Source organism: Psychrobacter halodurans (genome assembly GCF_017498075.1).
Taxonomy (GTDB): Bacteria; Pseudomonadota; Gammaproteobacteria; order Pseudomonadales; family Moraxellaceae; genus Psychrobacter; species Psychrobacter celer.
Window position 1 is genome coordinate 1 of record NZ_JAGBKN010000023.1, and the last position, 17,537, is coordinate 17,537.

11 protein-coding genes and 1 tRNA gene are annotated in these 17,537 nt (G+C 45.7%); 11 read left to right on the forward strand and 1 reads right to left on the reverse strand.

The genetic code is table 11. From position 1 onward, the window contains the following. The 11 genes from J3491_RS09770 to J3491_RS09820 form a co-directional block, all read left to right on the forward strand. A partial coding sequence (locus J3491_RS09770) for an EF-Tu C-terminal domain-related protein (protein WP_481133192.1) occupies nucleotides 1–189 on the forward strand: 189 nt, incomplete at its 5' end. A 416-nt stretch (nucleotides 190–605) separates the two neighbouring features. Next, nucleotides 606–681: transfer RNA gene (locus J3491_RS09775), tRNA-Trp, on the forward strand. Between the two features lie 51 nt (nucleotides 682–732). Further along, nucleotides 733–1,221, forward strand: coding sequence for a preprotein translocase subunit SecE (gene secE, locus J3491_RS09780; RefSeq protein WP_100750084.1), 489 nt, complete (start codon nucleotides 733–735; stop codon nucleotides 1,219–1,221). A 69-nt stretch (nucleotides 1,222–1,290) separates the two neighbouring features. Further along, the gene (gene nusG / locus J3491_RS09785; RefSeq protein ID WP_075100322.1) at nucleotides 1,291–1,821 is read left to right on the forward strand and encodes a transcription termination/antitermination protein NusG; all 531 of its coding nucleotides are present in this window, start codon (nucleotides 1,291–1,293) and stop codon (nucleotides 1,819–1,821) included. An 88-nt stretch (nucleotides 1,822–1,909) separates the two neighbouring features. Further along, nucleotides 1,910–2,341 (forward strand): 50S ribosomal protein L11, encoded by a 432-nt coding sequence (gene rplK, locus J3491_RS09790; protein WP_075100323.1) that lies wholly within the window; start codon nucleotides 1,910–1,912, stop codon nucleotides 2,339–2,341. After that, on the forward strand, nucleotides 2,342–3,043 hold the full coding sequence (gene rplA, locus J3491_RS09795) for a 50S ribosomal protein L1 (RefSeq protein WP_207970073.1): 702 nt from the start codon (nucleotides 2,342–2,344) through the stop codon (nucleotides 3,041–3,043). It abuts the gene before it with no gap. 428 nt (nucleotides 3,044–3,471) lie between these two features. Continuing rightward, nucleotides 3,472–3,999 carry a 50S ribosomal protein L10 gene (gene rplJ, locus J3491_RS09800; protein ID WP_075100325.1) on the forward strand — a complete coding sequence of 176 codons (528 nt, stop codon included), beginning with the start codon at nucleotides 3,472–3,474 and terminating at the stop codon, nucleotides 3,997–3,999. 126 nt (nucleotides 4,000–4,125) lie between these two features. Continuing rightward, complete coding sequence (gene rplL, locus J3491_RS09805; RefSeq protein ID WP_075100326.1) at nucleotides 4,126–4,497, forward strand: 50S ribosomal protein L7/L12; 372 nt, start codon at nucleotides 4,126–4,128, stop codon at nucleotides 4,495–4,497. A gap of 628 nt (nucleotides 4,498–5,125) precedes the next feature. After that, nucleotides 5,126–9,244, forward strand: coding sequence for a DNA-directed RNA polymerase subunit beta (gene rpoB, locus J3491_RS09810; RefSeq protein WP_207970074.1), 4,119 nt, complete (start codon nucleotides 5,126–5,128; stop codon nucleotides 9,242–9,244). 166 nt (nucleotides 9,245–9,410) lie between these two features. Continuing rightward, nucleotides 9,411–13,628, forward strand: coding sequence for a DNA-directed RNA polymerase subunit beta' (rpoC, locus tag J3491_RS09815; RefSeq protein WP_075100328.1), 4,218 nt, complete (start codon nucleotides 9,411–9,413; stop codon nucleotides 13,626–13,628). A 157-nt stretch (nucleotides 13,629–13,785) separates the two neighbouring features. Further along, nucleotides 13,786–14,319 carry a DUF6586 family protein gene (locus tag J3491_RS09820; RefSeq protein WP_075100329.1) on the forward strand — a complete coding sequence of 178 codons (534 nt, stop codon included), beginning with the start codon at nucleotides 13,786–13,788 and terminating at the stop codon, nucleotides 14,317–14,319. A gap of 454 nt (nucleotides 14,320–14,773) precedes the next feature. On the opposite strand, the gene J3491_RS09825 is transcribed toward J3491_RS09820, so the two are convergent. Then, nucleotides 14,774–17,392: a penicillin-binding protein 1A gene (locus J3491_RS09825; RefSeq protein ID WP_207970075.1), complete on the reverse strand. Its 2,619-nt coding sequence runs from the start codon at nucleotides 17,390–17,392 to the stop codon at nucleotides 14,774–14,776. Nucleotides 17,393–17,537 lie beyond the last annotated feature (145 nt).

Below are 17,537 nucleotides of genomic sequence, written 5' to 3' on the forward strand. Positions count from 1 at the left end.
TTCCGTACCACTGACGTAACTGGCGCAATCCAATTACAAGACGGTACAGAAATGGTCATGCCTGGTGACAACGTTGAGATGAGCGTAGAGCTTATTCACCCAATCGCTATGGACAAAGGCCTACGTTTCGCTATCCGTGAAGGTGGCCGTACTGTAGGTGCTGGTGTGGTAGCTAACGTAAAAGGCTAAGCGATACTGATCTCAGCGCAAGCTGACACAAAGTATTGAGTAGTGAAAAGCCATCCTTTATAGGGTGGCTTTTTTTGTGGGAATTGTAGGGGTTATGGGGGTTTATTAAAAAGGGGCAGGGAAGGTGGTACTTCATAAAAGTATGTTTTTTAAAGCTATAACTATCAATAACTACAGTAAGTAAAAATACCGTTCTTTTTTGTTTTTAGTCTATTGTGTTTTTTATGAGAGCTTGCTATATTAACGCTGCTTCTAATAAGTCAGTTGGGACATCGATTTTTACTTATTTATTTACTTAAGTAAGACTGATGTAGCCACAAAATGACTAAGAGCAAAGCTCGGTAAAAATGATAATTTTACCGCTAAGGGCTTGCATTCTATGCTAAATATTGTATAATGCTGTCCTTTACACCCATAGGCGATTGGCTCAATTGGTAGAGCATCGGTCTCCAAAACCGAGGGTTGTAGGTTCGAGTCCTACATCGCCTGCCATCTTCTTATCACATCTTTGTTGTACCTCACCATCTCCGAAGCGAGTTCTTTATGAGCAATAATCAAGATAACCTCGAGAATAAGTTATCTGATGCCAAGGCGACGGCGAGCTCGATGCTGACTAAAGGTAAGCACGTCTCAGCAGGCAATAAGACCACTGCGGTCGAGGTTGCTAAGACAGGCTCAATCAAAGATTTGATTTTGTGGCTTGTAGCCGCAGTAGTATTAATTGCAGCAACATTGGTCAATCAGTATTTACCCGGTTATTGGCAGCCAGCCAACGATGTCTGGGTGCGTATTGGCATCATTGTTGCTTTAGTTGTGGTTGCTTTGGTGTGTTTGGCCTTAACCCATCAGGGTCGCGCTTTTAAAATTTTACTAAAAGACGCTGCGGTTGAGCTACGCCGAGTGACCTGGCCGAGTAAAGACGAAACCTTTCAATACACATGGCAAGTGCTTGTCGTGATTGCGATTGTTGGGTTCTTTATTTGGTTGTTGGATAACTTTTTTAATTGGTTCGTTGGTATCTTTATTGGCTAGTCACACGTATTAGTGGGCAAGACCAAAATGGACAGATAACGACTTATTTATAATGATCAGGAGCGTGATATGCGTTGGTATATTGTCCAAGCATTTTCAGGATATGAAAAGCAAGTACAGCGTTCATTAACTGATCGTATCAACCGCAGTGAGTTTGCTGATTCGTTCGGTGATGTGTTGGTGCCGACAGAAGAAGTCGTCGAAATGAAAGACGGCAAAAAACGTAAGAGTGAGCGTAAATTCTTTCCAGGATATGTATTGATCCAGATGGAAATGAATGACAACACGTGGCACATCGTCAAAGACTGTCCACGTATTATGGGCTTTATTGGCGGTACGCCAGAGATGCCAGCACCTATCACGCAGGCAGAAGCGGATCGTATTTTGAACCGTCTGAATCAGACTGAAGCTGACCCACGTCCTAAGACGCTCTTTGAGCCAGGCGAAGAATTATTGGTCATCGATGGTCCATTTACTGACTTTAAAGGGTTGGTAGAAAAAGTGGATTATGAAAAGTCTAAACTACATCTGACCGTAAACGTATTTAATAGGCCGACTCAGGTCGAGCTTGAGTTTAGTAAAGTTGAAAAACTAGACTAAACCTATAAAGTTCATTAACCGGGGAGCTGTTTTTCGACAAGGTTTCTACCATGTTGATTTGGCGCTATCACCCATTTAGGAGAGTATCATGGCTAAGAAGATTGATGGTTACATCAAACTGCAAGTGCCTGCAGGTAAAGCAAACCCTTCACCACCGATTGGTCCAGCTTTGGGTCAAAAAGGCGTGAACATCATGGCGTTCTGTAAAGAATTTAACGCTGCGACTTCATCTCAAGAGCCGGGTCTGCCGATCCCAACTGAGATCACTGTTTATAGCGATAAGTCTTTTACTTTTATCATGAAGTCACCACCAGCCGCGTTTTTACTACGTAAAGCTGCTGGTATCACGAAAGGTTCTGGTACGCCAAACACCGCAAAAGTTGGTAAAGTTGACCGTGCACAACTAGAAGAAATCGTGAAAACTAAAGACGCAGATTTGACTGCTGCTGATCTTGACGCTGCTGTTCGTACCATCGCTGGTACCGCTCGTTCAATGGGTATTACCGTGGAGGGTGTGTAAATGAGTAAACTTACTAAGCGTCAAAAGCTAATCGCTGATCGCGTTGAAAACGAAAAGCTATACACTCTTGAAGAAGCGGTTCAAATCCTAAACGATTTACCACCTTTGAAGTTCAAAGAGTCTATCGACATTGCAGTAAACTTGGGCGTTGACCCACGTAAATCTGACCAAGTCGTTCGCGGTGCTACCAACTTGCCTGCGGGTACTGGTAAAACCAAACGCGTTGCCGTATTCGCTCAAGGCGCTGCTGCTGAAGCCGCCAAAGAAGCTGGTGCAGACGTTGTAGGGTTTGAAGACCTAGCAGAAGACATTAAAGCCGGTAACATGGACTTTGACGTTGTTATCGCAGCTCCAGATGCGATGCGTGTGGTGGGTCAACTAGGTACTATCCTAGGTCCACGTGGCCTAATGCCTAACCCAAAAGTTGGTACAGTAACGCCCAACGTTGCGGAAGCTGTGGCCAATGCCAAAGCTGGTCAAGCACAGTACCGTGTTGACAAAGCGGGTATCATTCACACCACTATCGGTCAAGTTGGTTTCACGACTGAACAAATTACCCAAAACGTTCAAGCATTGATCTCAGATCTAAAACGCGCTAAGCCTGCGACGTCTAAAGGTACATTCATTAAGAAAATCACCTTGTCTAGCACCATGGGCCCAGGCATCACTATCGATCCTGTTCCTTATCGCGTGGCTAAATAGTTTTTTGTATAAAAATTACTCGATATTCAACGATTTTGAATAAAGAGCCTATATTGTTTTAAAGAATTAGGTCAGCGTAGCAAACGCTATGCTGTCTAAGACCGTAGGTAGAGAGCGGTTTTACGTCATTATTAAGTGGTCTTTTGATAGCTAGTGATGACGGTAAGCTGCTTTTGTTAATCGACGACAGATGAAAATCTTAGTTGTCCTACGCAGACGGTGACCCACCCAGTTGTTGATAAGAGCCGATAAACCGGTATTTATACCAAGCTATCACTCGATGTCAGTCTGATAACGGTGCCGTAATCAGTCGTTATGAATAAACTCTATTTTTAGAAGTTATGAATAACGTGTCGTATCAAGTCTATCTTAGCTGATCGTTTTTAACTAAAAGATGAGCGGATTGATAAGATTAAAGGAGTCAACTTATGGCATTAACGCTAGAACAAAAACAACAAGTTGTGGCTGAAGTGTCTGAAGTTGCTGCTAATGCTTACTCAGCAGTAGCTGCCGAATATCACGGTATTGGTGTTGCACAGCTTACTAAGCTGCGCGAACAAGCTCGTGAAAAAGGCGTCGTTTTAAAAGTGGTGAAAAACACCCTAGCAAAACGCGCATTTGAAGGCACTAATTTTGAGAGCATGTCAGACCGTATGACTGGTCCACTACTTTTGGCTTTCTCTATGGAAGATTTGGGTTCTGCTGCCAGAGTCGTTTTCGACTTTAGCAAAGAAAACAAAGCATTAGAGACCAAAATAGTATCAGTCGGTGGTGAAGTTTATGGTCCAGAAGAGCTAGAGCGCGTATCGAAGCTACCAACTCGCGACGAAGCAATCTCTATCTTGATGGCAACTATGAACGCACCAGTGACCAAGCTTGTCCAGACTATGAACGCTGTTCCTGGCAAGTTCGTTCGCACTGTAGCGGCAATCAAAGACGCAAAAGAAGCTGCTTAATTGCTTGTTTTAACGTAACTTTGACATCGCTGGTTGTACTGTATTGCCAACTCTATTTAAACATTTGGCAAGCAATCCAAGCGATATTAAAATCAATTAATTTTTATCAGATAACGGAGAGTTCTCATGGCACTATCTAAAGAAGATGTGTTAAACGCAATCGCTGAAATGTCAGTAATGGACATCGTTGAGCTAATCAGCGATATGGAAGAAAAATTCGGCGTAACTGCTGCTGTTGCTGCTGCTGCACCTGCTGCCGCTGCTGCTGGTCCAGCTGCTGAAGAAAAAGACGAGTTTGACGTTGTTCTTGCTAGCTTCGGCGACAAGAAAGTTGGCGTTATCAAAGCCGTACGTGAAGCAACTGGTCTTGGCCTAAAAGAAGCAAAAGATTTGGTTGAAAGTGCTCCAGCACCAATCAAAGAAGGCGCATCTAAAGCCGAAGCTGAAGAGTTGAAAAAGAAACTTGAAGAAGCTGGTGCAACTGTTGAACTAAAATAAGTTTAACGCTGTACGAAAAAAAAGCTGGTAATGCCTTGCATTGCCAGCTTTTTTTTACTATAATTCGTAGCTTGACCTTTTGTGTCTGCCAACATACGTATGCAACATCACGGTGGATACCCATCAAAAGGACAGACGATATACATGCAAGCACACATGCCAGTTTTTAAAATCAGTGATATGAGCTAAACGTCTTGAGATGTTTGGCGTTTTTTTGTGTCTGCATGCTTTTCCATTAACGCTATAGTTTACACTGATTCTAAAAGTTATAGTTATCCCCAATATTATTAGTTCTAATAAGCTGTTTATCTTAGGTTATTCATTTTGCATGGTTGTACTGTCAGTATGTAGGCTCGTAGACGGTAGATATCAGCGACGATATTGGTTTTGATGAGTGACAGCTGATGGGGTTTTGGCTGGATGGTTTAGGTAAAAGACCTAGATGCTGATGACAAAACTTGATAAGGGTGCTAAGCCGGCACTGGTAGTAAAGTAGTCATTAACAAAAGATATAAACTGAACACGAACACCTGTTTTATATTAACGTTTACGTTGCTATGTTTGCATAGTATTTATGCACGCATGCCACGCTTTTAATTTGTTTCCACGTTTACTGTAAGGACTCTCGATGGCATATTCTTATACTGAAAAAAAGCGTATTCGCAAAAGTTTTGCTGAATTGCCCACTGTAATGGACATTCCCTATTTACTGTCTATTCAAGTAGATTCTTATGAGCAATTTTTGCAAGAGCACAAAAAGCCGAAAGCTCGTGAGAATACTGGTCTACAAGCTGCCTTTTCATCTATTTTTCCGATTGAGAGTCATTCTGGTAATGCAGAGCTACAATTCGTTGAATATTACTTAGGCGAGCCTGAGTTTGATGAGCGTGAGTGTATCTTGCGTGGCTCAACGTTTGCAGCACCGATGCGTGTCAAGATCCGTTTGATTATCAAGGATAAAGACAGCAAAGACAAAGACAGTAAAGCGGCGATCAAAGACATCCGTGAGCAAAGCGTCTATATGGGCGAGATGCCACTGATGACTGATAACGGTACCTTTATTATCAACGGTACTGAGCGTGTCATCGTATCACAGTTGCACCGCTCGCCTGGTGTGTTCTTTGATCATGATAAAGGTAAGTCGCACTCAAGTGGTAAGGTGCTTTATAACGCTCGTATCATCCCTTATCGCGGCTCATGGCTTGACTTTGAATTTGATGCCAAAGACTTAGTTTTTGCTCGTATTGACCGTCGTCGTAAGTTACTTGCGTCTATTATCTTACGTGCGCTTGGTTTGACGACCTCTGAAATCTTAGACTTGTTCTTTGATAAAGTAAAAGTCTATAAGGGTGAAGAGCAGTTTGAGATTGATCTGGTCGCTGATCGTCTGCGCGGCGAGATGGCGCAGTTCGATATCGTGTCATCTGATGGTGATGTCATCGTCGAGCAGGGCAAACGTATCAATGCTCGCCGTATCCGTCAGTTAGAGCAAGCGGGTATGACGAAAATTGCTGTGCCTGATGAATATCTATACGAGCGTATTTTGGCTGAAGATATCGTGGTCAATGGTGAAGTGATTGCTCATGCCAATACGCTCATCGATCATGAATTGTTGGTCAAGCTCAGTGCGTTCGAAGCCAGTGATGCACTCAAAGAGTTTAGCATTTTGTTCACCAACGATATCGATCAAGGCAGTTATATCGCCGATACGCTACGTGCTGATACCACTTCTAGCCGTGAAGAAGCATTGATTGAGATCTACAAAGTCATGCGCCCAGGTGAGCCACCAACGGTTGAGACTGCTGAAAAGCTGTTTGAGAGTATGTTCTTTAACGCCGATCGTTATGACTTGTCAAACGTCGGTCGTATGAAGTTTAACCGTCGCTTAGGTCTTGATTTTGAGGACACTGACGACGCTGATATCCAGCGTGCGCGTAGTGTGTTGACCAATGATGACATCATCAATGTGTTAAAAGAGCTGATTGAGATTCGTAATGGTCGCGGTGAAGTCGACGATATCGATCACTTAGGTAACCGCCGTATTCGTTCAGTGGGCGAGATGGCAGAGAACCAGTTCCGCGTCGGCCTTGTGCGCGTAGAGCGTGCGGTCAAAGAGCGTCTGTCGTCAGCTGAATCTGATAACTTATCGCCACAAGATTTGATCAACTCAAAACCAGTAGCAGCTGCTGTCAAAGAGTTCTTTGGCTCAAGTCAGTTGTCACAGTTTATGGACCAAAACAACCCATTGTCTGAAGTCACCCATAAGCGCCGTGTATCCGCGCTTGGCCCAGGTGGTCTGACCCGTGAGCGTGCAGGCTTTGAAGTACGTGACGTTCATGACACCCATTATGGCCGTGTCTGTCCGATTGAAACACCTGAAGGTCCAAACATTGGTCTGATTAACTCACTAGCGACCTTTGCCAAAACCAACAGCTTTGGTTTCTTAGAAACGCCTTATCGCCGTGTGGTTGATGGCAAAGTAACTGACCAGATCGAATACTTATCTGCCATCGAAGAAGTTGGTACGGTCATTGCTCAAGCAGATTCGCCAGTGAATGAAAATAGTGAGCTGAGCGATGAGATGGTCAGCGTGCGTAGCTATGGTGAATTTGTCCGTATGCCACCAGAAAAAGTGACGCATATGGATGTGTCACCAAGTCAGGTAGTATCGGTCGCCGCAGGTTTGATTCCATTCCTAGAGCATGATGATGCCAACCGTGCATTGATGGGTTCAAACATGCAGCGTCAGGCGGTTCCGACGCTACGTGCGGATAAGCCGTTAGTGGGTACGGGTATGGAGCGTCACGTCGCGCGTGACTCTGGCGTATGTGTGATCGCCAAGCGTGGCGGTGTGATCGAAGACGTCGATGCCTCACGTATCGTCGTGCGTGTCAACGAAGAGGAGATGGTCGCAGGCGAAGCGGGTATCGATATCTATAACTTGATCAAATACACGCGCTCAAACCAAAATACTTGTATCAACCAGCGCATCATTGTCAACCAAGGCGACGAAATCGCGTCAGGGGATATCCTAGCTGATGGTCCATCAACCGATTTGGGTGAGTTGGCGCTTGGTCAAAACATTCGTATCGCCTTTATGCCGTGGAATGGTTATAACTTCGAAGACTCGATTTTGCTTTCTGAAAAAGTTGTCAAAGAAGATCGCTTTACCACCATTCATATTCAAGAGTTGACTTGTGTGGCGCGTGATACCAAGCTTGGAACAGAGGAAATCACTGCTGATATTCCAAACGTGGGTGAGGCGGCGCTCTCAAACCTTGATGAGGCAGGTATCGTTTATATCGGTGCTGAAGTAGACGCAGGCGACATCTTGGTTGGTAAAGTCACACCAAAAGGCGAGACGCAGCTCACGCCAGAAGAGAAATTGCTACGGGCTATCTTTGGTGAAAAAGCCGCGGATGTAAAAGATACCTCACTGCGGGTGCCAACATCAAGCAAAGGTACGGTCATCGACGTACAAGTCTTCACCCGTGATGGCGTCGAAAAAGACGCGCGTGCCAAAGCAATCGAGAAGTCGCAGCTCGATAGCTATCGTAAAGATTTAAAAGAAGAGCTACGTATCTTTGAAGAAGCGGCTCGTGGCCGTATTGGTACCTTGCTTGATGGTCAAAAAGTCAGTGGCGGTGCTGGTCTAAAAGCCGGCACAGTCATGGCGTTGGCTGACATGAAAGAGATGAGTCTTGAGACGCTGCTTGATATCCAACCAGTCGAAGAAGAGATCTCTGAGCGTCTCACGCAGATCGCTGATTACTTGGTCGATAAGCAAAAAGACATCGATGTGAAATTTGCAGAGAAAAAACGCAAATTAACGGCTGGTGATGACTTGCAGCATGGCGTCCAAAAAATCGTTAAGGTCTATCTGGCAGTGAAACGTCGTATCCAGCCAGGGGATAAAATGGCGGGTCGTCATGGTAACAAAGGTGTGGTATCACGCATCATGCCAGTCGAAGACATGCCATATGATGAGCATGGCAATACCGTTGACATCGTATTGAACCCGCTAGGTGTACCATCGCGTATGAACATCGGTCAGGTGCTTGAGACGCATTTGGGTATGGCGGCTAAGGGCTTGGGTGAAAAGATTGACGGTATGCTAAAAGCGCAAGCGGCAATCAAAGAGTTACGTGAGTTTTTAGATAAGATTTATAACCAAGTCGGCGGTGAGTCAGTCGATCTAGACAGCTTGTCTGATGATGATATCTTGGCATTAGCAGACAATCTACGTGATGGTGTGCCGATGGGTACGGCAGTGTTTGATGGTGCTCATGAGTATCAAGTCAAAGACTTGCTAGAACTTGCTGGTATGGACCGTGATGGTCAGCAAACCTTGTATGATGGCCGTACCGGTCAGAAGTTTGATCGTAAAGTGACCGTGGGTTACATGTATATGCTCAAGCTTAACCACTTGGTCGATGACAAGATGCACGCGCGTTCAACGGGTTCTTACTCACTGGTCACGCAGCAGCCACTAGGTGGTAAAGCACAGTTCGGTGGTCAGAGATTCGGTGAGATGGAAGTATGGGCACTAGAAGCGTACGGCGCAACCTACACGTTGCAAGAGATGCTGACAGTGAAATCAGATGACGTCGAAGGCCGTACCCGTATGTACAAAAACATCGTCGATGGTGAGCAGTACATGGATCCAGGTATGCCTGAGTCATTTAACGTACTGACCAAAGAAATCAAATCACTGGGTATTAATATTGAGTTAAAACAAAGCAACTAAACCCAAAGCAGAAATATTGCTGTTTAACCTAGTTGTCAACCAAAAGTAGTACGCTTAGGGCGACTGCTTTTGGTGATTTGTCTCAACCCGATTCATTGCCTTCATTCATCTAACTTGGCGTCGACAATATGCTGCTAGATGATTATAAAGATAACGGAGAAGCAACTTGAAAGATTTACTCGATATCATGCAAAGCCCTACCGCTAGCGGTAATCAAGAGTTTGATAGTATTCAAATTACCTTAGCCGCCCCTGATGTGGTTAAGTCGTGGTCACATGGTGAAGTTAAAAAACCAGAAACAATCAACTACCGTACGTTTAAGCCTGAGCGTGACGGTCTGTTTTGTGCCAAAATTTTTGGCCCAGTCAAAGACTTTGAATGCTTGTGCGGTAAGTACAAACGCCGTAAGTTTCAAGGCGTTATCTGTGAGAAGTGTGGCGTAGAAGTCACCACTGCCAAAGTTCGCCGTGATCGTATGGGTCACATTGATCTTGCAAGCCCTGTTGCGCACATTTGGTTCTTAAAATCTCTGCCAAGCCGCATCGGTCTACTGCTCGATATGACCCTACGCGATATCGAACGCGTTCTATACTTTGAGAGCTATATCGTCACTGAGCCTGGCCTGACTTCTTTAGAGAAGTACCAGCTGCTCGATGATGAAGACTACTACAAAGCCCTAGAAGAGTTCGGTGACGAATTCACTGCCAAAATGGGTGCAGAAGCGGTACAAGACCTGCTCAAAGACATCGATATCGATATCGAGATTGATGAGCTGCGCGAAGCGATCCCGCAAACAGGCTCTGAAACCAAGCTCAAAAAGATGTCTAAGCGCCTAAAACTATTAGAAGCGTTCCGTGACTCGAACAACAAGCCTGAGTGGATGGTAATGAATATCTTACCAGTATTGCCACCAGACTTGCGCCCACTGGTACCACTAGAAGGCGGCCGTTTTGCGACATCAGATCTAAACGATCTGTATCGCCGCGTCATCAACCGTAACAACCGTCTAAAGCGTCTGCTCGAGCTAAGTGCACCTGATATCATCGTACGTAACGAAAAACGTATGCTACAAGAATCAGTCGATGCCTTGCTTGATAACGGTCGCCGTGGTCGTGCAATTACTGGTAGTAACAAGCGTCCATTGAAATCTTTGGCAGATATGATCAAAGGTAAGCAAGGCCGTTTCCGTCAAAACTTACTTGGTAAACGTGTTGACTATTCTGGTCGTTCGGTCATCGTGGTTGGTCCGACCCTGCGTTTGCATCAGTGTGGCCTGCCAAAGAAAATGGCACTTGAGTTGTTCAAGCCATTTACTTACAACAAGCTACTATCGCATGGCCTAGCCACAACGATTAAAGCTGCCAAAAAGATGGTAGAGCGTGAAGAGCCGCAAGTATGGGATATGCTGGCCATGGTTATCCGTGAGCATCCAGTCCTACTAAACCGTGCGCCAACGCTTCACCGTTTGGGTTTACAGGCATTTGAGCCGGTGCTTATTGAAGGTAAAGCGATCCAATTGCATCCGCTGGTTTGTACCGCGTTTAACGCTGACTTTGATGGTGACCAAATGGCTGTACACGTGCCATTGACGCTAGAAGCTCAGCTCGAATCGCGCGCATTGATGATGTCAACCAACAACATCCTATCGCCTGCCAACGGTGATCCAATCATCGTACCCTCACAGGACGTTGTACTTGGTCTGTATTACATTAGCCGCTCGTCGATCAATGCCAAAGGCGAAGGCATGATATTTTCGACCGTCAACGAAGCTTTGCGTGCCATCGGTTCAAACGACCTGCATGTCAACGCAAAAATCAAAGTGCGTGTGACAGAAACGCATGTCGATGCAGAGGGCAACGAAAGCAAAGAAGTCACTCTAAAAGATACAGTGGCTGGTCGTTTGCTTATCTGGAACATCATGCCACAAGGCATGTCGTTTGATGAGTGCAACCAAGAGATGACCAAAAAGAACATCTCGCGTTTAATCAACTCTTGCTACCGTAAAGTCGGCGTCAAAGAAAGTGTCATGTTTGCTGACCAATTGATGTATCTTGGTTTTGCTCAAGCGACATTATCAGGCGTATCAATCGGTATCGATGATATGGTGATTCCGCCGCTGAAAAAACAAATCATCGAAACCGCCGAAGCGGAAGTTCGCGAAATCGAAGATCAGTTTGAGCAAGGTTTTGTGACCGCAGGTGAGCGTTATAACAAAGTCGTCGATATCTGGTCGCGTACCAACGATAAAGTCGCTAAAGCGATGATGGATAACTTAGCGACCGATAAAGTCATCAACGCCCAAGGTGAAGAAGACGAGCAAAAATCCTTTAACTCTATCTTTATCATGTCAGACTCTGGTGCTCGTGGTAGTGCCGCGCAGATTCGTCAGCTTGCTGGTATGCGTGGTTTGATGGCAAAACCAGATGGCTCAATCATTGAGACACCGATTAAAGCCAACTTCCGCGAAGGTTTGACCGTACTACAGTACTTTATCTCGACGCACGGTGCGCGTAAAGGTCTGGCTGATACTGCCCTAAAAACGGCTAACTCAGGTTACCTAACGCGTCGCTTGGTCGATGTGGCGCAAGATTTGGTTGTGACCAGCGAAGACTGTGGCACCGAAGAAGGCTTGCTCATGAAGCCGCACATCCAAGGTGGTGAGATCATCGAAAAACTCGGTGAGCTTGTCCTTGGCCGTGTGACCGCGCGTGATGTGACGTATAATGACGATCCGTCAAAAGTCTTGATTCCAGCGGGTACGTTGATCGATGAGCATTGGGTAAATGTACTAGACAACAATGCCATTGATGACATCTGGGTACGTTCAGTGATTACTTGTGAAGTTGAGCATGGCGTGTGTTCACAGTGTTATGGTCGTGATCTGGCTCGTGGTCATAAAGTCAACATCGGTGAGTCAGTCGGTGTCATGGCAGCCCAGTCAATCGGTGAGCCTGGTACTCAGTTGACCATGCGTACCTTCCACGTGGGCGGTGCGGCAAGCTCTGCGTCTGTGGACAACAGCATCTCAGCACGTAATGCAGGTCAAGTGCATTTTGAAAACATGAAAACGGTTGAACACACTGATGGTCACTTGGTTATCGTCTCGCGTTCAGCGGAACTTGCGTTGACCGATGAGCTTGGTCGTGAGCGTGAGCGCTATAAAGTGCCTTATGGCTCAAGCGTTCTGGTGAAAAACGAAGAGCAAGTCGAAGGTGGCCAGACCATCGCTAAATGGGATCCACACACGCACCCAATTATCACAGAGTTCGCCGGTACGGCACGCTTTAGTGATATCATTGATGGTTCGACAGCGACGGTGAAAGTCGATGATGCAACGGGTATGAGCTCTTTTGAAATTTTAGCGACTCGTGACCGTTCAAGCTCGGCTAAAGATTTGCGTCCTGCTATCATCTTGAATACGGATGAAGGCAAAGAAGTGGTTTATTTCTTGCCAGCGGAAACCATCATCCGCGTCAGCGACGGTGAAAAAGTAGCCGCAGGTTCGGTATTAGGCCGTGTACCACAAGCGTCATCAGGTACCAAGGATATTACCGGTGGTCTACCACGTGTGGCTGATTTGTTTGAAGCACGTCGTCCAAAAGATCATGCTATCATGGCAGAGATGACTGGTGTGGTCAGCTTTGGTAAAGAAACCAAAGGGAAAAATCGCTTTATCATCACCAATGAAGATGGTGAGGTACATGAAGAGCTAATCCCGAAATGGCGTCAGATCAACGTTTTCGAAAACGAAACCGTTGCTCGCGGTGAGATCATCGCTGATGGTCCGCAAAACCCGCACGATATCCTACGTCTAAAAGGTCAAACCGCCCTTGCTGATTATATCGTCAACGAAGTACAGGACGTCTATCGTCTGCAAGGTGTAAAAATCAACGATAAGCACATCGAAGTTATTATTCGTCAGATGCTGCGCAAAGTTGAAGTGACTGACGGCGGTGATTCAAACCACTTTAAAGGCGATCAGGTCGAGTACGCGGATATCAAAGCGTTAAATAGCAAACTTGAAGCCGAAGGTAAGTTCCCAGTACAGTACGAGCGTCAATTGCTTGGTATCACCAAAGCAAGTCTGGCAACAGAAAGCTTTATCTCAGCGGCGTCGTTCCAGGAGACTACTCGTGTCCTAACTGCCGCTGCGGTAACAGGTAAAGTTGATGAGCTACGTGGTCTAAAAGAAAACGTGGTCGTTGGTCGCTTGATTCCTGCTGGTACGGGGCTTGCTTATCACAAAGCCCGTAAAGAAAAAGCAGAGCAAAAACTGCAAGAGTCAGATCTAAACGCAGCTTTTGATATGACGGCTAGCACCGATAGTAAAGACTTTGCAAGCTTTGATGAAGCCTTTGCGCAAGAGCTAAATCAAGACAATTAATTGTCTTCGATGTCTTATCACTCTCAAAAAAGCCAGCCTATGTTGCTGGCTTTTTTGTGCACGTACAAAAGTCAGAAAGACGTGGTACTGTTATCCAAAAAAATAGTACACTGGAAAACAAGCTCCCACTTATATCTTATAGAAGGATAAATTGCCAATGGCTGGTAAAACCCGTGTTGCCAAATATCAAGCAGACCGCACCAATCAAAAGCTGTATTTTTGTCGTCTTGCCTGCCAAGCGGCGGACAGTAGTAGTGATAAGCAGCTATATCAGGCTCATTGTGAAACCGCTATTTTTCATTTATATGGTGCGTTGTTGGCTTTTACTCAGGAGCTTGGACATTTTTATGGTTTAAACATGACAGCGCCGACATTGTGCGACATCGAGCAAGCGCTAAGTGCGCGCACGCAGGTATCGCCTGAAGTCCAGCGTTTACAACAGTTGCAGCAGCAGGGCTTTGTGGCCAACATAGAGCGCGCGTATCAGCGTAGTTTGTATGCGGTACCGCCAGATACAGTGATTGATGAGACGCTAAGTGCGAGTAGAGATACGGCAAAAGCGACTGATCTTATTGTCAACGTTGTGACGTTATCGAATCAGTGGCTACCAGATGAAGCAACCATACGTGAGTGGCGTCAGCAGCTCTTAGAGCTGATAGAGCAGCTGCGTGCGGGTATGGTTGAGTTTTAACCACCCTGATCCATGCTGTTGTTTAACGGCTTTTTGGCCCTACCTTATACAAGAGCATCAAGAAAAAAAGCGTGTTTGATCATGGTCAAACACGCTTTTATATAAAGTCACGCTTTCATATAACGTATAGTCAGTTCAAAATAAAGTCGATAGGCTCAAATTAACGTGCAACTGATATAAGTTTCTCTTGCTTGCTGTGTTTACGCTGACAGATGCTGAGCAAAATTCATACCAGCTGCACTGTATCGGTTTTAAAGTGAATTAACCATACTAGGGCGTGTCCTCAATTCGATCGATAGCCATCTAAATGGGCTAAAAATGGCTAAATCTGGCCAAACGGTGTCAAGTAGCTGACTAGTATCTCGATATTACCTGCGCTATTTTCCTTGTTTGACGGCGATTTATCTCATTTTTATCGCCATTTTTAAAATGAGGACACACCCTAGAGCTTGGGTTATTCAGGCATGGCCGGCATACGCTCCACCGGGGTTACCGATAGCGGATTTTGCGGTACGCTATCATGACGCGTCGTTGGTGCTGAACGCTCGTCTTCGACCGGCTCAGGTGCTGGCGGCTTGCGCTGCTGGGTGCTGGTTTTGACAGGTTTTTCTGATGCAGTGTCGGTAGGCGTATTACCGTCTTCATCGCTGGTAACGATACCGTCATCCGTCATTTCTATGATTCTTTGTTTTTGTTTTTTGGATTTTGAGCGATTATTGATAGAGACCCATTGATGAGGGGTGTCTTTGAGCTGGGCTTTCATAAAGTCAATCCATACTGGTAGCGCTGCCACGCCGCCGTATTCGCGCCGACCCATGGTCGATGGTTGGTCAAAGCCCATCCAGACGACGGTTGCGTTACTGGGATGAAACCCTGCAAACCAAGCGTCTTTTGCTTCGTTGGTGGTACCAGTTTTACCACCGATATCATCACGTCCCAGTGCTTTTGCTCTTCTGGCCGTGCCATGCTGTACAACATCACGTAATATGTCTGCCATCTCAAAGGCTACTCTCGGCTTTAAGATACGTGGTGCTTGTTTGGCCATCACGTACTGTACCGCAGGCGCTTTTAGGCGATCTGATTGCGGACTGGCATCATAGATACGGCTTTGATCGCTCTGTGTACTTGCTTCGGCATCACTGTCTTTTGAGTCTGCTGCTGCATCTACAGTTGCCGCTTGTTCGAGCGCGCTATCATAGTCTTCTAGCAGTTTTTTGTTGACGCGTTCTAGTTGCTCATTAAAACATGAGGCGCAGGCTTGCTGCGGGTTGGCTTGAAAAAGCAGTTTGTTATTGTAGTTATAAATTTGCTCAATAAAATAAGGCTGTACACGGTGACCGCCATTGGCAAAGGTTGCATAAGCGGTGGCCATCTGTAGCGGTGTCGCTTGCCCTGTACCCAATGCCAACGATAGGGTAGTTGGCAGCTTTTCTTTATCGAGACCGAACTCGTCTAATAATGTACGAGTATCAGAGATACCGACGGCCTGTAACAGACGAATAGAGACAAGGTTACGCGATAGATACAAACCGCGACGTAAGGTGATGTCTCCTAAAAAACGCCCGTCAGAGTTTTTGGGTTTCCAGTCTCCAACTTGGATAGGACGATCTGAGACGATACTATCAGGGCGATAGCCTTTTTCTAAGGCTGCGGTATAGACTAGAGGCTTGATGGTAGAGCCAGGTTGCCGCCAGCCTTGCAGCGCTCGGTTAAACTTACTGTGATTAAAATCAAAACCACCGACCAAAGCATTGAGCGCGCCTGTTTCTGGGTTTAATGAAACCAGACTGCCTTGTATGTCAGGAATTTGAGCCAGCTGCCAGCGATTGCTCGCTGTCGGAATCAGGCGCACAATATCGTTTTTACTGACGACTTGGCTGGCATTACTTGGATAATAACCGATACGATCGGCAGAGATGTATTTGCGCGCCCAGCTCATCCCAGACCAGTTAACCGTCACCGTCTCACCCGAGGGGATAGTGGCCTCAAAACTACGAGCATTTACTTTTGTCACTTTGGCAGGTGATAGGTTACTATACCGACGGAAGTTCTCTAATGGCTCATCATTCGCTTCAGCGCCGCGCCATCCATGGCGATGCTCATAAGCGATGAGACCTTTGAGTACGGCGGCCTCTGCATCGGTTTGTGCTTTGCTATCGACGGTCAGACGTACGCGCCAGCCGCCATGCATGACCTGCTCACCGTAGCGATTTACTAAGGTAGAGCGTGCCATCTCTGCCAAATAAGGCATATTAACATCGAGCTTTTCTTGATAGAGCTTGATGCCGATGGGGGAGTTGACTGCCTCATCATGCTGCGCTTGACTGATATAACCCAGCTCATACATACGGCCAATGATCCAGTTTCGGCGTGTCAGGGCGCGCTCAGGATTGGCAACAGGATTGTACTTAGAAGGGGCTTTTGGCAGACCTGCCAGCATTGCCATCTCTGCAATGGTGAGGTTGTCTAGTGACTTACTATAGTATTTTTTGGCGGCCGCACGGATGCCGTAAGCGCCTTCACCCAAATAAATCTTATTGACATACAGGGTCAAAATGTCGTTTTTACTGAGCTGATCTTCTATTTTACGGGCCAAAAATAGCTCAGTTAGTTTACGATTTAAGGTACGCTCTGGGCTCAAAAAGTAGTTTTTGGCCACCTGCATGGTGATGGTTGAGCCACCTGTTTGACTATCATCATCGGTCACCACTTCGGTGACCGCGCGACCTAGACCTTTAATGCTGATACCACTGTGCTGGAAAAAAGACGCATCTTCTGCGGCCAAAAAAGCATGAGTCAAATCTTCAGGGATTTCCTCAAAAGTGATCGGCAATGATAAACGATTGCCGTATTGACCGATGAGTTTGTCATCACTACTATATATCTGCAATGGCATTTCTAGCGTCGCGGTCTTTATCTCTTGCGTACTTGGCAGGGTAGGCGATAAATACATGGCCATGCCATAAAAGCCAATAGGAACTGCCATTGCCAAGATGACCGCCAAGGCTAAACAAGCAATAAATAGCCCTACCAAAAAGTGAATAATGTGAGCAGTAGCATTTTTTTTGGCCATAATAAGACTTATTAATTAATGATTTGCAACAGGTAGTGCATTATACCTTGAACGAAATAGGGAGGTCATAATAAATGTGTAAGTTAGCCTTAATATATAATTTAAATGCTTGAATCTATCTATTAAGTAAAGTATTGTATTCAAT